We start from the raw sequence: 16,346 nt of genomic DNA on the forward strand, positions 1-16,346 counted from the left end.
TAGGGTTACTTCATCCTATCGTGTTTAACCACGCTTAGCTCTCACTTTGTCAAAAAAATTCACTTAAAATCAACAATTAAATTACTAAAGCCAATCTGAAAACTGTGTCAAAATAATTTACATAATGTACAAAACCAACACACAGGAACAACTTAAGTTTCTGATATATATAATTAAAAAACTATTGGCCAGATGTTTGTATTACCCGCGTGCAACTAATAATTTTAATATAATGAGGTCTAGGAATGAATTCCATAAAGAAAGGGTTACTTAAACTAGTTATCGTGATGAGTTTAGGTGTTGGTAGCTTTGCAAATGGCGCTGTTATTGAGAGTGTGACGTGGAATGGCAGTGAATACCTTCTATTGACCAAAACAAACGACTGGTTCGATGCGGAACTGGAAGCAGTATCACTTGGTGGACACTTGGTAACTATTAACGACCAAGACGAGCAGGATTTTTTATGGGGTTACTGGGGCGGTAATGGTTCTAGTACAAATAATGTTGGTTTTAGTGAAAATATTTGGATTGGATTAAACGATATTGACGCAGAGGGCGTTTGGGTATGGACAAGCGGAGAAACGTCAACATATACCAATTGGGCGTCCAGTGAGCCGAACAACGGTCATGGTACGGGCGAACACGTTGTTCACATTTGGCACAATAGAAATGATGGAACGTGGAATGACATCAATTCAGATCTTATCTCCTACGCGATAGTAGAACGAAGCATTCAAGTCCAAGTATCAGCGCCAAGTTCAATAATAGTGTTTATGGCTATTATTGGTGCGCTATTTATACGCAGAACATCTACACGTTAATCACATTATACTGTCAAAGGCGCGTTAGCTTCTGTTAATACGTCTTTGACAGTGCACAAGACTAATTACTAAACGCGAGATTCAAAAAAATCTGTCGCCTTGTTTATTATTGGTAAACTAATTTATCGGCTTGAGCAGATTGTGCATTGTGAATTTTTAAAACAATGTAAAAGGTCACAGCTGCCAATACAATATCGAGCACATTTGAAAACTGTGTTATTAGATTGAGTTCCATAATTTCATCTATACCGTCCCCGTCAAAGCGAAAAATAACTTGTCCTACAAATCCATTCAATAGCCATACAAACCACCAAATGTATAACATTGGCGAAACAGGAGATTTCTGCCATGTATCAATCGAGTGACTGGTTTGCCATATCTCTTTCATTGCTTGGTAGGGCTTAAACAACGCCATTATAGGAATGAAATAAAAACCAATAGACCAACCTGGTGTAAACTCCATATCTTTAGCTCCTAACTGACGAGAGTTCTCATTAGCTCGGTAGATCCATCTTAATATTAAAATCCCTGAAAGCACGTAATTGACAATATAAATGATGCCAATAATCATTTGTCTACGGTCATTAACCTCACCATCTGCAACCGCCTGTTCTCGATCGAAATAAACCCCATTTTTATAATCCGTTAGCAACTGGTACTCCATCACACCGGATACTATGGATACAAAAGCAATAATGACTTGTGCGTACAAAAAATACTTTACCCACTGGGTTAGCTTGTTTGAATTCTTAAATTCTGAAATCCCTTCTGACATGTATACCTCGACATGAAAGCCTATTTTCACGAGATTGAACCCGTATTTATTAAGCACTAACAATGACATAGTCGAACGAACGTATGCAAGCAATACGAGATAATGAATCGCACTGGAATGTTAATGTTGATGAGCTAAACGTTCGGGTTGCATTACAATTCTAGTCTTAAGAGACAAAAAAAAACGGGAGCCAATTGGCTCCCCTTTCAATATTCATCTACATGAATTACTCAGCGTTACCTTCGTCAGACTTAGGTGCTGGCTTTTCAAGAAGCTCTTTAATGCTCAGACGTACGCGGTTTTGGCGATCAATTTCCATAACCTTAACGTCTACCATTTGACCTTCTTCTAAGTAGTCAGAAACTTTATTCACACGCTCGTGAGCAATTTGAGAAATGTGAACCAGACCTTCTTTACCTGGTAGAACTTCTACAAACGCACCGAAGTCAACGATACGTGTGATTTTACCATTGTAAGTCTTACCTACTTCGATTTCTGCAGTCACTTGCTCAATCTTACCGATTGCGATGTCAGCTTTAGCGCGCTCAGTGGCGAAGATCTTAATAGTACCGTCGTCTTCGATTTCGATGTTGGTGTCTGATTCTTCAGTAATCTGGCGAATCATTGCACCACCTTTACCGATAACATCACGGATCTTATCTTGGTCGATCTTCATCGTGTAGATACGAGGAGCAAATTCACTAAGCTCTTCACGGTGACCGCCAATAGCTTCATCCATCACGTTTAGGATGTGAAGACGGGCTTCTTTTGCCTGCTTCAATGCAATTTGCATGATTTCTTTGGTGATACCTTCAATTTTGATGTCCATTTGAAGTGCAGTAATACCGTCGGTAGTACCCGCTACTTTAAAGTCCATATCACCTAGGTGATCTTCGTCACCTAGAATGTCTGAAAGTACAACGAAGTTCTCGTCACTCTTCACCAAGCCCATCGCGATACCAGCAACCGATGCTTTAATTGGTACACCAGCGTCCATAAGTGCCAATGAAGTACCACATACTGATGCCATTGAAGATGAACCGTTTGATTCAGTGATTTCAGACACCACACGTACAACGTATGGGAATTCTTCTTCACTTGGCATTACCGCTTGAATACCACGCTTAGCCAAACGTCCATGACCAATCTCACGACGCTTAGGCGAGCCAATCATGCCAGTTTCACCCACACAGTATGGAGGGAAGTTATAGTGAAGCATGAAACGGCTGTCGCGCTTACCTTGAAGCTCGTCAATCATCTGTGCGTCACGCTCTGTACCAAGTGTTGCAGCTACAAGCGCCTGCGTTTCACCACGAGTGAATACTGCAGAACCGTGTGTACGAGGAAGTACGCCGGTTGCAACGTTCAAGCCACGAACCATTTTAGGATCACGACCGTCGATACGAGGAGCACCAGAAAGAATACGTGAACGTACTACGTCTGATTCTAAGTCATGTAAAAGATCAAGCGCTTCTTTTTTGTCTTGCTCTTCATCTTCAGCAAGGATAGCTTCTAACGCTTTCTCAGTAGCAGCAGTTACCGCGTCTTTACGCTCTAACTTGTCTGAAATCTGATAAGCCGCAGTCATTTCTGCTTCAGCAAGTGCTTTTACTTTGTCTTTAAGTGCAGTGTTTTCCGCCTCTGGCGCCCAGTCCCATGCAGGAGTTGCAACTTCAGCAGCAAACTCGTTTACGGCATTAACAACTGTTTGTAGTTGCTCGTGACCATACATAACCGCACCAAGCATAGTGTCTTCAGAAAGTACGTCAGCTTCAGATTCAACCATAAGTACTGCGCCTTGAGTACCAGCAACAACTAGGTCTAGCTCACTTGATTCTTGTTCTTCAAAACGCGTGTTAAGAATGTATTCGCCGTTGCTATATCCAACACGAGCAGCACCGATTGGGCCGTTGAATGGAATACCAGAGATAGCAAGCGCCGCAGATGTACCAATCATCGCAATGATGTCAGTAGGAATATCTGGGTTTGCCGACATTACCGTTACCACAACTTGCACTTCATTTTTGAAGCCTTCAGGGAAAAGTGGACGGATTGGACGGTCGATAAGACGTGCGATTAAGGTCTCACCTTCAGATGGGCGACCTTCACGCTTGAAAAAGCCACCAGGAATTTTACCTGCTGCGTAAGCTTTTTCTTGGTAGTTAACAGTTAATGGGAAGAAGTCTTGGTCTGCTTTGGCTTCTTTTTTACCCACTACGGTTACTAATACAGCAGTGTCATCCATACTTGCCATGACGGCTGCTGTTGCTTGACGAGCGATTACGCCTGTCTCAAGAGTTACAGTATGCTGTCCATACTGAAATGATTTTGTAATAGGAGTCACTATTTGTCCTTTAGTTTCAATCTTTATTGATCGCTTTTAAACGCGGCGCATAGTATAGCCCCGTATTCACGGTAATACCATTGAGAAATGCGAACAATCGAAAAATTCTACGCCCAGCAAAATCAAAATAGAGTGGTTTGTTTAACTGGGCGCAAAAATGACAAAACTAAAGTAATAGTTGTATGGTTTTAGCGCTTAGGAACAGGCGCTAGTCCCTTACCTGACCTTCACCACAGACCAAATATTTTTCTGCGGTTAGGGACTCTAATCCCATTGGGCCATAAGCGTGTAATTTAGTGGTAGCAATTCCAATTTCAGCACCCAAGCCAAGCTCACTCCCATCACTAAACCTTGAGGAAGCATTTACCATGACCACCGAAGCGTCAACAGCGCGCTGAAAGTACGATGCCTTTTCAGCATTTTCGGTACAAATAACCTCAGTATGATTACTACCAAAGCTCGCAATGTGCGCGATAGCGTCATCAAATGAATCCACTACACGTACAGCGATTTCTAAACCCAGATATTCCTCTCCATATGCATCTTCCGCTATTACATCGGCAGAAGGAAAGAACTCAGCTCCCGCCTGGTTCACGTGGATCTTAACTTTGTGTTGCTCAAGGGCTTGTGCCGCTAATGGGAGGAAACGTTGGGCTATTTCTTTATGCACAATGAGCCCCTCTAACGCGTTACATACCCCAGTGCGCTGGGTTTTGCCATTGAGTAGCAATGCCAGTGCTTTATTAACATCAGCGTCGCTGTCTACGTATAAGTGGCAAACACCTTTAAAGTGTTGAATAACAGGCACTTTAGCATTATCTGTGACATAGTTAATCAAGCCTTCACCACCCCTAGGGATGATAACGTCAATATAGTCACGTTGACTCATAAGCTCTTGCATTAAGCCTCGGTCAGGATCTGGGACGACGGAAATAAGGGCTTCGGGCAAATCATAATCAGACAATACTGCTTGCATGATTTTAGCGATGGCTAAGCTGGTATCCAATGCCTCTTTACCACCACGAAGGATCACAGCATTACCAGACTTAAAGCATAGCGCTCCAGCGTCTGCTGTAACGTTGGGGCGCGCCTCGTATATCATGCAGACGACACCCAAAGGGATACGCATTTTTTGAATCTTGATACCGTTAGGACGAATGCCTAATTCTCGGATCGCACCAACGGGATCAGGTAACTCAGCTACCATTTCAAGCCCAGCGGCCATTGCTTCGACGCGGCTGGCATTGAGAATTAATCGATCAACCATAGCCGCATCAAGATTATTTACCTTGGCGCGCTCAACTTCTCGCTCATTAACTGAAATGATGGTTTCGCTTTGTTCGCGAATAGCTTTTGCCATGTCGCGCAGTACGTTGTTTTTAACGTCTTCATCTAGCACAGATAAAACGTGTGCAGCCTTTTTAGCGCCCTGTGCAATCTGAGTGATAATGCTCATGCTTACTCCACATGTTGTTTTTATTGTTATTTTTGATGATGTCGCGGTGCGTACCCTTCTGCGCCAAGAATAACAAACCCTACAACTGAGTTATACTGCTAACGATTGCTTAATTGGAAACTGATTTGGCATATCATATTAACGAATATCAAGCGTTATGTTTTTACTCACGCCACGCATTGTTGAGGGAACTGTTGAATCCGGCGCGCAATGATGAAACTCAGAGGAAATATGACTGACCATACCAATGCCAATACCAGCGCTGTAGTAAACGTTGTAAAACCAAACTCAACTGCTCCGAGTTTGGCACCACCAAGATAACTCAATGGCGCAGCTATTGCCCCCGCAATAACACACAGCCAGGGCCTACCTTCGAACATACTCATACTGTGCTGAAGCGTTCCAGCATAGGCGCCCCAAAGTAGTACCAGCCAGAAAGGAATCACAAGTTGATTTGCATAGCTTTCAAAAATGAAAACCCCAAATGTCATCAGGGTTGAATCTACCAACATACCGATCAGCATAATGGTCAGAATTAAAATAGCATCCGACCTCACCTTAGGAGTCAACCACAGCCAAATTGCCATGAGCAAAAGGACACCGATGACGGCTTGTGACTGAAACAAAATCAACAACCACCATATACATTGAAACCATACTAAATTAATTACTTTTAGTAGGTTGGGATTTAAACTTGAAGGAAAGTTGAGAAGGCGCGATATCATTTATTTACTCCAGTAAATTATGACTAATATTACGCCAATTCAATAAGGACAGTTCAATTAAGACGATGTTTATTTGTATTAAGGCCTAGGCATTACTGACATTGGGTAACATTCCCATTGATGAGGTATGCAACCATTCTTCCAAGGCAGCTTTAGCAAGTGGTCTGCTAATATGGTAGCCCTGAGCAATATCACAGCCCCACTCTTTTAGAATTTCCATAGACTCTTGGTCTTCAACACCTTCTGCCACCACTTTTAGCTCGAATACTTTAGCTAAGCTCAATACCGTATGTACAATCTGCTGGTCGTTCTCGTCGCTAGACAAGCTCAAAATAAAGCTTTTGTCGATTTTGATGGTGTCGACAGGTAAGTTCTTGAGATACGCCAGTGAGGAATACCCCGTCCCAAAATCATCGATGGCAAATTTAAAGCCTTTAGAGGTAAGGCCGTTTAAATTCTCTACTGCGAGTTCCGCATCCTCAACCAAATCACTCTCGGTAATTTCTAGTTCTAATGCCGAGGGTTGCAAATTGGCTGCTTCAAGCATGCCTTCGAGCTTGCGTAATAGCGGTTTATTTTGAATGTCTTGCGTAGATAAATTCATTGCAATGGTAAAGCTATACCCTTGCTCTCGGAAATAGGCAAGATCTTGGATCGTTTGATTCATCACCCAGGTGGTCACCTGTTCTATCAAGCCGGCTTGTTCCGCTATAGTGATAAACTCATCGGGTGGCACAAAACCCAGTTTACTATTATTCCAGCGAATTAACGCCTCCATGCTACAAACAGTCATTGTGTCCAAATCAACTTTAGGTTGATAAACCATAGATAACTCAGACTGTTGACTCGCAAGAGACCGCTTCAACTCTGTAGTAATAGTAAGACGGCGTAAATAGCGTTTTTCCAATTCTGGCTGATACTTGACCAACCAACTTCCAGAATGAATCGCTTCATCGGTGACAATATTCATTTTGCGGAATAACTCTTCAGAGTTAGACGCATCCTCTGGACACGACACAGTAGCCATGGCAATTTTAACTGGAATAGCGATGAGATTACTTTCAACGGGTTGCTCTAGGATATGACGCAATGTTTCCAGTTTTACGTCATCGAGTGGGGTGTCACTGATGTATATTATCTCGCCACCAGCTAACCGAGCAGCAATTCCGGGCCAACGCAACAAACGCTCAGCCAATGCTTTTAACGTGTTATCACCGTTAGAGTATCCGTATAAATCATTTATCGTTCTAAACCCAATCACAGTAATTGCGACTACTTGTAGGGGTTTAGACTTCGCCATATTGTCTTCAAAAAAGTGCTCTACGTAATTGCGATTGTAAAGCCCCGTTAATACGTCATGTTGCGCCTGATAGCGGATTCGTTGTTCACGATACTGAATACGGTCCTGCATTCGACTAAACGCATTAGCTAACGCTGAAATTTCTTTTAATCGGCTGCCTTTCTTGAGGTTTGCATCATATTCTCCCTCTGCTACACGATTCGCGGCAAAGACCAAGTTTGATACAGGTTGGCTCACGTTACGCGCGAGCACCATTGCGATACCTAACGCGACGGCAATCGCCACAAGTGTCAACACCAAAATGGTGAGCTGAATTTGCGTAAACGCATTGTATGCATTGGTAACATCGACAGCGACTGTAATTTCCATCGGTGCGCTACCCACAGAAGAAATATCAACTACCCTACTCACGTAGGTGAGCTCACTACCAAATGTGACGTCTAACCACGAAGGCGTTTGTTCATTGCGTAAAATGGACAACGCTTTTTCGGCTGGCAATGTGGAAGCAATAATGGCCCCTGAGGTTCGGTCACTAATTACGATTTCAGCCTCAACTAAACCTTTTAAGTCATCTAACAACGCCTTGTTAAACTTGATGCCGGTTAGGAGGTAGTAACGAAGAGTAGGAATTTCTACCGGAAACACATTGAACTGGATGAGCGTGTCGCTAACCACAAAAAAACCATTTTCGCGCCCTTGCTCAACAAGCGCTTTACTCGCAGTTAGTGTTTCGCCAGTAATGAGTAGCGGTGAATATGCTGCAACAACAGTATGCTCAAGGTCCACCAACCCGATAACGTCTGTATTAATTCGTTCGGCATAACTATCGAAGGCCGCTTGTATAGAGGGTTGGTCCGCGGTACCAACCGCACGCCTGAAATCGTAAGAGCGAAGTAACACGTTTGATACGCTACTGATAATTTCTTGCCTATCATCAATAAGGCGCTGCAACACTCGCTGGGTAATCACAATGTCACTATCGAGGTTTTGCTGAACCAAGCTATTGGCAGATTTCCACACTCCCGCCACAATTAGCAGCGCAGTAATTACAATACCACCGAGTAGTGTCCTAAACAGGCTTTGACGTAAGGAAATTTGCACGGTTAGTTTGCCTTTAACGCGTCATTTCGCATGTGAGTGTATTTCCATGTTTATACAGTGCAATTTAAGAATAGCTCATTATGTTGAAGACTCATAATGATTAACACACTGTATTTTCAGTACATTAATAATAAATATTTGCAAAATTTTGAGTTATTTACTACCCCTTTCGCCGAATCAGTGAGTTGCTGCGTTAAACTTTGCTGTATATAGGTTAATATTTACTCAAAACCCTTTAAGATTCACTTAATAGTAACAGAACATACTGATTTTGGTGACTTTTGTTTGTAGCCATTCATGATTGACGACTCTGTAGTGCCTTTTGATACTGCAGAGGTGTTTCTGAAAACTGACGTTTAAACTGAGCAATAAAGTGAGAAGGACTGGAGAAATTGAGGTCATAACTAATTTGTGTGATTGAATGTTTACCTAAACTCAACTGCCTTGCGGCTACATGTAACTTATGACGCAGTAGGTATTCAGAAAAACTACATCTAAACACTTTTTTAAATTGTCGAGAAAAATGGGATGGAGACATATTACACATAGACGCAGCCTCTACCATCGAAAAGTCGGCGCCATCAGTCGCTCGCAGCGTATTAACGACGGGAAGAAATTTGTTGACCTTATCTGTCGACTTAATATCGACGGGTGACGGCGCTCGCACCGGGACACCGTAATCAGCAATCGTAAGAATAATTAACTTCAACAAGGTGAGACTTTTCTGGCTATGGGGGTCCTGTGCAAAGCTTTCTTTTAACCATGCTAATTGAGTCTTCAACTGCAAAATGTATGTCTCAGGAAGCCTAAAGTGATTGTTTTGTTTAAAAAAGCTCTCGCAGGTCAACAAGTCCTCATCATTAAAAAACTCAGGTAGCACTTGCAGAATATGCCAAGACTTTGCTTTCGGGCTCACTTCGAAATCGTGAACATCAAGTGCGGTGGTAAAAACCACATCATTATTTTGTAAACGTGAATTACCCTGTTGGCCGAAATAGTCCCCCTCGATATCATCGAAAATAATAAACTCGTGCACTTCGTGAAAGTGCATAAAACATGTGTAAGGTGCATCTTTTTCATAGTTGACGTGATGAACTTCGAATACATCGCCACGCTCAATACTATAGGGCTCGCAATAAACGTTCTGCATAGCTATAACAACTCATTAACCAATACAAGATAATGATACTATTATCCTAAGATGTCTATATTGATTAGCAAATTGGGCATATATTTGATATTTCACGCGCATAATCTGACATGAAACTACCATTAGCTGTGTTGCAATATTCCTTATCGTTAACACTCGAGTCTTCAAATTATGCAAGCAAAAGCCATCATTTCAGACGGTAAAGGAACCTTTAACTTATCAACAGTAACTATCAACCCACCCGGTGAAGGAGAAGTCAGAGTAAAAATCATGGCGGCCGGATTGTGCCACACAGATTGGGACTCCATCACCAACTGGAACAAAACTTTTGTCGTAGGACACGAGGGTGCAGGCATAGTAGAGAGCGTAGGAAAAAACGTTACTGATGTCAGTGTTGGTGACAAAGTCATTCTCAACTGGGCCATTCCTTGTGGAAAGTGTTTTCAATGTAGGCAAGGAAACTTGCATATCTGTGAACGTCACTCCCCAGTATGTGGATGCGGATTAGAAGGCCACGCCCATATCGACACTACCACTCACGATGAGTCTCCCATTGAGCGTTCATTTCATTTGGGAACATTATGTGAGTATGCCGTAGTAAAAGCCCAAGCCGTGGTTAAGATTGACAGTGATATTCCTTTTGCTGCAGCCTCCATCGTTGGCTGCGGAGTAATGACAGGATGGGGATCGGTAGTAAATGCAGCAAAAGTCGAGGCAGGAAGTAGCGTGTGCGTTATTGGCTGTGGTGGTGTGGGCCTTAATGCTATCCAAGGAGCCAAACAATCGGGGGCCTCTAAGATAATCGCCATTGATATCAGTGAAGCGCGCTTAGAGCAGGCAAAAGAATTTGGTGCCACCCATGGCGTAGTAGCCAATCGAGAGGATTTGGATTTTGTGCAAGTACGTGAAGAAGTTCGCACACTTACTGATGGTAGAGGCGCTGACTATGCTTTTGAATGTACCGCAATTCCAGCGCTTGGTTCAGCGCCCCTTGCTCTCGTTAGGAATGCAGGAACCGCAGTTCAAGTAAGTGGGATCGAACAACGCATTGACTTTGACTGCGAGCTATTCGAGTGGGATAAAAAATACATCAACCCTTTGTACGGAATGTGTAACCCAGAAAGAGACTTCAAAAAGATCATTGCGGGTTACCATAATAAACAAATTAAGCTTGAAGAACTGGTAACGAAAACCTATACCCTTGAGAACGTTGCCGACGGTTTTGACGACATGTTAAACGGCAGAATCGCCAAAGGTGTGGTGCTTATCGGTGAATTAGGAGAAGTTGGAGCAATAAAATAATGTCAGTCCTCAGGGTAGAAAAATCTAACAGCCAATTTACACAAGAAAACGTAACTCGCCTTACCCTTCACTCCAGTCATACTGCACGAAGACATGACATAACGGTTTATGCTAAGGGAGAATTGAGCCCAAATACGCCCATGATAGTTTTACTCCATGGTGTTTACGGTTCACACTGGGTGTGGATGGAACTCGGTGGAGCACATTATGTCTATGAACGCTTGAAAAAACAGGGGCTCCAAGACTTTGTTCTGGTGATGCCATCAGATGGTGGACTATGGGACGGCTCAGGTTATCTACCGCTTCGATACTTGGGTAACTATGAACAATGGATAATGGATGATGTTATCCAAGGCGTTACCTCTCTGATTCCATGTTTAACAGAGCAGAGCCCCGTCTATCTCTCAGGATTATCTATGGGGGGGTACGGCACCCTTCGTTTGGGGGCCAAGTACCCAGAACGCTTCGCGGGGCTCTCTGCGCATTCTTCCGTGACTAGCCTTGAGGATTTGCAGCAGTTTATTGAACTTCCTATTGATGAATATCATAGCGAAGACAGTAGAGAGCCAGATCTCTTACATTGGTTTAACAAAAACAAAGAAAACATTCCCCCACTTCGCTTTGACTGTGGCGTGGACGATACCTTACACCAAAGTAATGTAGCACTTCACAACGCCCTCACCTCGCTGGGAATACCTCACAGTGTAGAATTTTTCCCAGGGGGTCATGAATGGGCTTATTGGCATGAACATCTTGAGCAAACACTGTGGTTCTTCAACGACATTCAGAAACAGAAAGCGATTGAGCAGGTGCGTCAGTCTTGACGCACCTCACCATTTGTCCAATGAATATCAATTTTGGGCGTTTTGTTACACTGACCTAGACCAAAGTGAAGGGACGTGTCGAAGTTTGTGGAGTAATTTGCTCCGGTTGCCCCTACTCGTTTTTGCTGAGTCATGCCACATGAGACGACCGTCACTACCGCGCCTTTGGGTGATGCCTGTGCGTCGGGGCTTGGTTGAACTTCAACCTGTACGTAACGATTGTCATTTTGTTGATGATTCTTGAACAAATGCCACTGCCCTCGCTCATTACCAACCACAAGGTCAAGATTTCCATCCAGATTGTAATCAATGACATCACCGCCCATACCTGACGCACCGAGCTCGTTTGACACAACACCATGCTGAGTAAGTGCTTTGTATTCCCTACTTCCATCAGTGCGCGCAGTATTTAAATAGACGATGGCGTGGTTTGGTGAAATAAGGTTACCTCGTCTAAAAAACACTAGGTCGACGAACCCATTGTTATCAAGATCTCCAACAGCTAGACCCGTTGTATGCTCCGGCGCCGACAACCCTGCGCTAGCAGAAACATCAACAAAATGATCTCCTTTGTTTTCCAGTAAAATATCATTCAGTCCCGGTTTGTGATCATATGCTGGGTAGTTCATTACATTATGAATAACACCACTAAAGGGTGAGAATATGTTGCCAGTAAAGCGCCAATTTTGATTGCCAACATAGCCAATATATACTCCTTTTTGATCTCGCGTTTTATCGGGGTAACCTAAAGCATCGCTACTTACCAGCGATATCGTTCGTCCAGAGTGGAGTTCTCCCTCATAAGGAAGCTTATAACCTGGCTCTGCGATATAAGGCAACTGTTCGGGCCATGGTGATTGATAGTTTTCGATTAATAATGTGTCGCCAATGGGGATGTCTCCGAAATCAAAAGGACCACGCTTGGTGTAAAATCCGAGGAGCTTCGATGAGGCATCGTAAAAGGTCTCTCCTTTTTCAAATGGCAGTCCACGACTAATCACAATATCAAAATCACCGTCATTGTCGTAGTCGAGCTCAGCAACCCCTGTAACGTCATTAATCGGCTTAGTGAGTACATTTGATGTCACATCATCAAATCTGAATTCAGATTTTCCTTGATACACTTTGAGTTTGCCGTGTCCATAAAGTAGCAAATCAACAAATCCATCATTGTTCATATCGGTTATGAGTGTTTTTTGTCCGTCTCCTTGGGACATAGGTAAAACCGACCGGAGCACTAATTCTCCACCGCCAGTATTTTCGTAGATGTAGTTTTCACTTTGACCTTTTTCACGAAGATCTCTCGTTGGAAAAGCAAAGTTAAGTAAATCAAGATCACCATCTTTATCCAAATCAACAAACTTAACCGTTCGACCACGCATGTTAACTAACGGCGTATCAAAATTGTCCCAAGGGACAAATGACCTAGTTTCATCAATAGTAAATATCTTACTGTTTCTCGCATTACTGCCGGCACCACCACCTCTAGAAACAACAAGCTCATAAGTCCCATCGCCGTCTAAATCTCCCACAGAAACACCGTGAAGATCTCCCATTAGAATGTCGAATGGCGGCGCAAATACACCACGGTTATTCCACATCACACGCAAACCATACCCGTGGTCATTGATAAGTACGTCTGGAAAGCCATCTTGGTCAAGGTCAGCAATGGTAGGAGCGTCCCATCCCTTGCGGTTCCTAGCCTCATTGGGGAATACACTTCGATTTTGCTCAACGAATAAAGAGGTTACGCGTAACTCAGTAGAGGTAGTTTGTGCTGCGGAACTACACGCACTAACGGTAAATAACGATGCTATTAAAGCAAACTTCTTCATTATTTGTCCTTGTCGAAAGAAGGGATATTTTTACTTTTTAATCAATCGAAAAGTAGGCTGAATATTTATGACTAATAGGAGTACCAGAGGCAGTTTCAGCCAGAAAGATTTCCCATCGATAGTCACCTTTTCCGAAGTCTTCAGACATATTGTCGAAGGGTAACGAAAGACTACCGTTCTCGTTAACTTCCATTGACAAGTCTCCGAGTTCGGTGTTTGAACTAGTGTTTATTAGTTTCATTACCAGAAGCCTGTCGTTTTGCGTTGCATAGCTAATACCTAGCGTAGCCTCTTGCTGACCGTCTATCTCTTCGGGCCATTGCACCAATTGAATACCTTCAAACAAAGGCGCTGCGTTGGGTATATCCTGAACGGAAATCATTTGCTGTAGTTCAGCAACTCGAGCGTTCCAATCCTTACCTTTGGGAACCATAAATACATTCACTCGATACCTTCCCACACTGGCATCCTCCAGCGGTAAAACAAAGGTTTGCGTACCGGAGTGAGAGACTCGTCTCGCTTGACGCATGACCGTTTTCCAGTCTGATGCACGTTGAACAGATACATAAACGTCTCTGGTTTTCCTGACCTCTGCGGTAACGTCAACCCTGATAGCGTCTTCATACCCAATGTTGTCAGATACCATAAGGTCATAAAGTACTTCGTCAGCGTGTACTGAAAGCGCTAAGCAAGAGATCATCACAGCACTTAGCGCAATTGAAACTCGGATTAATTGTTGTAAATACTGAATCATAGCTACCTCGATGTACGCATGACTTAAATCTCGAATCAGAGATTTAACTATGCGTGAGATATGTAAATAGAGAAAAACAAAAGCCGGTAATAACACCGGCTTTTTCAAGTAAGTCTACTGTTTAGTCTTCGATGGCTACGACACTGTAGTCATCTAGAATCAGTGATTCACCTTGAGGTAGGCCGAACACTTCCCATAGTGTAAATACGTCTGTCACTACGTTCCATGAGTCAGGAACAGCCCAAACGCTCTCACCTGTAGCATCATCGGTAAACTCGATGTACTGCCACTCAGTGGTAGACTCCAGTGTTACTGAGAACATACCAGCGCCGTCAAAACGGCCTGGGAAGCCTTGTGCACCGGCAGGAATACCTTCATACAACCAAGGAACAATGACTTTACGTAACGTCACAGGCGAGCTTGGAACACTGTTCAGCTTTACCCAAACTGCGTACTTAAACTTTTTGCCAATACTGTCAAGCCCAAGACCATAGGTAGAGCTATACCAGTTACGCTGTTTATTCCAGACTTGCTGAGTACCCCAGCTGTAGGGCACACCATCGTCATTAACAGCAGACCCTGCAGTCAGTTGTACCGAAGCTGCGGAATCTGAAACAACATCGGTAGACGCAGCAAAGCTGGCGTTACCACTATAGCCTGCCGTCACTCCATCCATGTTGAAGTCAATATTGAAACCCGCAGGATGAGCAGATTCACCAGGCGCACACATCAGGTTTTGAACCACATTCAATTCAATAGAACGACCTGCTACAGCACTAATTGGTGTTGCACCCGTATCACCTGACACCAGTGATACATCGATATTGCCGTTAACACCGATATTGTCAGACACATTGATGATACCCGTCGCACCAAAGCCATTTGCCGCGGAACCTGCTACCATCATGTCAGCAGCATTTGAACTTACAAAATCGTAGCCGTAGCTTCCTGTTAGCTCTCCATTAAGAATCGAAGGCTCTACAGCAATACCGGCAGCAACACATGAAGGTACTGTTTTGTCGCCTGTCGGCGCTCCAAGTTCGTCCACATTACCGTTTGTTATCGCTATAGTGAATGCCGCTGTTACAGTAACGTCCGCCGTGGCCGACGCATCAGGGTTATCCACACTCGTCGCTGTAACCGTGGTAGAACCAACGCTAACACCAGTAATAACACCATTTTCATCAACAGATGCAATATCAGTATCTGCCACACTGTAAGTCATCGCAGCATTACACGCGTAACTTGGTACAGTAGAAGCAATAACTTGTGCCGTTCCACCTGCAGGCATTTCAACCGCAGACGCAATAACTTCTGTTACAGGATCGTCGATGGCATTTACCGTTAATGTCATTTGACGACGTTCGCGCTCAGTACCTGGGGGCAATGACACACCGTTATCGATTAGATAGCTAATGTTGTACACCGCAGATGTTGGAAAGTCAGGAATCCCATCACCTATTGGATTGCCATCCGCATCGGTCGCGCCTCTTACGTCAGTATCGTCACAAGCGCGCAACGACTCAGCAAATTTATCTGTATCAATCAAAAGCTGAAGGCCATCACTTGATAACTGAAAAGGCGATATCGTTTGATTTGAAATGGTGTTTGACTCAGTTTGTGGTGTAATAAACCCATCCAGCGCTTCAAACTCCATCTGATTGATAAAAATTGTGCCATCAAAATCCGACAGCGGTGCTCCACCCGCGCTAGCACCTTGAAGTAGGTCAACTGCTACAATTCCACTGTTCTCAGATACCGACGCAACAATCGCGTCGTTTTCGAAAACAACGTTATCGCTGCTTCCAAAATTAACATCGTATCCCTCGTCTGTTCCGCCGCAACCTACTAGCGCAGCTGGAACTATCAAAGACAATACGGTTTTCTTAAGTAAGTGATTCATCTTACTTCTCCCATTCTTTTTTTTTGGGAGGCAGGATCGCACCAGCCTCCCCCTTT

The 16,346-nt window shown here is 43.6% G+C and carries 12 protein-coding genes; 3 read left to right on the forward strand and 9 right to left on the reverse strand.

What is annotated here, in order from left to right; translation table 11 throughout:
* Positions 1-245 precede the first annotated feature (245 nt).
* Positions 246-821, forward strand: coding sequence for a C-type lectin domain-containing protein (locus EYS00_RS19905; protein WP_130639661.1), 576 nt, complete (start codon positions 246-248; stop codon positions 819-821).
* 106 nt (positions 822-927) lie between these two features.
* On the opposite strand, the gene EYS00_RS19910 is transcribed toward EYS00_RS19905, so the two are convergent.
* The 6 genes from EYS00_RS19910 to EYS00_RS19935 form a co-directional block, all read right to left on the reverse strand.
* A complete protein-coding gene (locus EYS00_RS19910) occupies positions 928-1,596 on the reverse strand; it encodes a DUF4328 domain-containing protein (RefSeq protein WP_130639662.1) in 669 nt (222 codons plus the stop codon).
* Between the two features lie 226 nt (positions 1,597-1,822).
* On the reverse strand, positions 1,823-3,940 hold the full coding sequence (pnp, locus tag EYS00_RS19915) for a polyribonucleotide nucleotidyltransferase (RefSeq protein ID WP_130639663.1): 2,118 nt from the start codon (positions 3,938-3,940) through the stop codon (positions 1,823-1,825).
* A gap of 208 nt (positions 3,941-4,148) precedes the next feature.
* Entirely contained in the window at positions 4,149-5,396 is a 1,248-nt protein-coding gene (locus EYS00_RS19920) for a glutamate-5-semialdehyde dehydrogenase (protein ID WP_130639664.1), read from the reverse strand.
* Between the two features lie 167 nt (positions 5,397-5,563).
* The gene (locus tag EYS00_RS19925; RefSeq protein ID WP_130639665.1) at positions 5,564-6,121 is read right to left on the reverse strand and encodes a DUF2878 domain-containing protein; all 558 of its coding nucleotides are present in this window, start codon (positions 6,119-6,121) and stop codon (positions 5,564-5,566) included.
* Between the two features lie 85 nt (positions 6,122-6,206).
* On the reverse strand, positions 6,207-8,522 hold the full coding sequence (locus EYS00_RS19930; protein ID WP_130639666.1) for a bifunctional diguanylate cyclase/phosphodiesterase: 2,316 nt from the start codon (positions 8,520-8,522) through the stop codon (positions 6,207-6,209).
* 295 nt (positions 8,523-8,817) lie between these two features.
* Complete coding sequence (locus tag EYS00_RS19935) at positions 8,818-9,672, reverse strand: AraC family transcriptional regulator (protein ID WP_130639667.1); 855 nt, start codon at positions 9,670-9,672, stop codon at positions 8,818-8,820.
* A 171-nt stretch (positions 9,673-9,843) separates the two neighbouring features.
* Here EYS00_RS19935 and EYS00_RS19940 point away from each other — a divergent pair, with 171 nt between their 5' ends.
* Both EYS00_RS19940 and EYS00_RS19945 read left to right on the forward strand, forming a co-directional pair.
* Entirely contained in the window at positions 9,844-10,974 is a 1,131-nt protein-coding gene (locus EYS00_RS19940; RefSeq protein WP_130639668.1) for a Zn-dependent alcohol dehydrogenase, read from the forward strand.
* Positions 10,974-11,798, forward strand: coding sequence for an alpha/beta hydrolase family protein (locus tag EYS00_RS19945; protein ID WP_130639669.1), 825 nt, complete (start codon positions 10,974-10,976; stop codon positions 11,796-11,798). Before EYS00_RS19940 ends, EYS00_RS19945 begins: the two co-directional genes overlap by 1 nt.
* Here the strand turns inward: EYS00_RS19945 and EYS00_RS19950 are convergent.
* The 3 genes from EYS00_RS19950 to EYS00_RS19960 form a co-directional block, all read right to left on the reverse strand.
* Positions 11,789-13,633: a CRTAC1 family protein gene (locus EYS00_RS19950; protein ID WP_130639670.1), complete on the reverse strand. Its 1,845-nt coding sequence runs from the start codon at positions 13,631-13,633 to the stop codon at positions 11,789-11,791. The genes EYS00_RS19945 and EYS00_RS19950 overlap by 10 nt on opposite strands.
* Positions 13,634-13,670: 37 nt before the next feature.
* Complete coding sequence (locus EYS00_RS19955) at positions 13,671-14,387, reverse strand: hypothetical protein (protein ID WP_130639671.1); 717 nt, start codon at positions 14,385-14,387, stop codon at positions 13,671-13,673.
* A 121-nt stretch (positions 14,388-14,508) separates the two neighbouring features.
* Entirely contained in the window at positions 14,509-16,290 is a 1,782-nt protein-coding gene (locus EYS00_RS19960) for an Ig-like domain-containing protein (RefSeq protein WP_130639672.1), read from the reverse strand.
* Positions 16,291-16,346: the final 56 nt, after the last annotated feature.

This window comes from Alteromonas sp. KUL49, assembly GCF_006538345.1.
GTDB lineage: Bacteria > Pseudomonadota > Gammaproteobacteria > Enterobacterales > Alteromonadaceae > Alteromonas.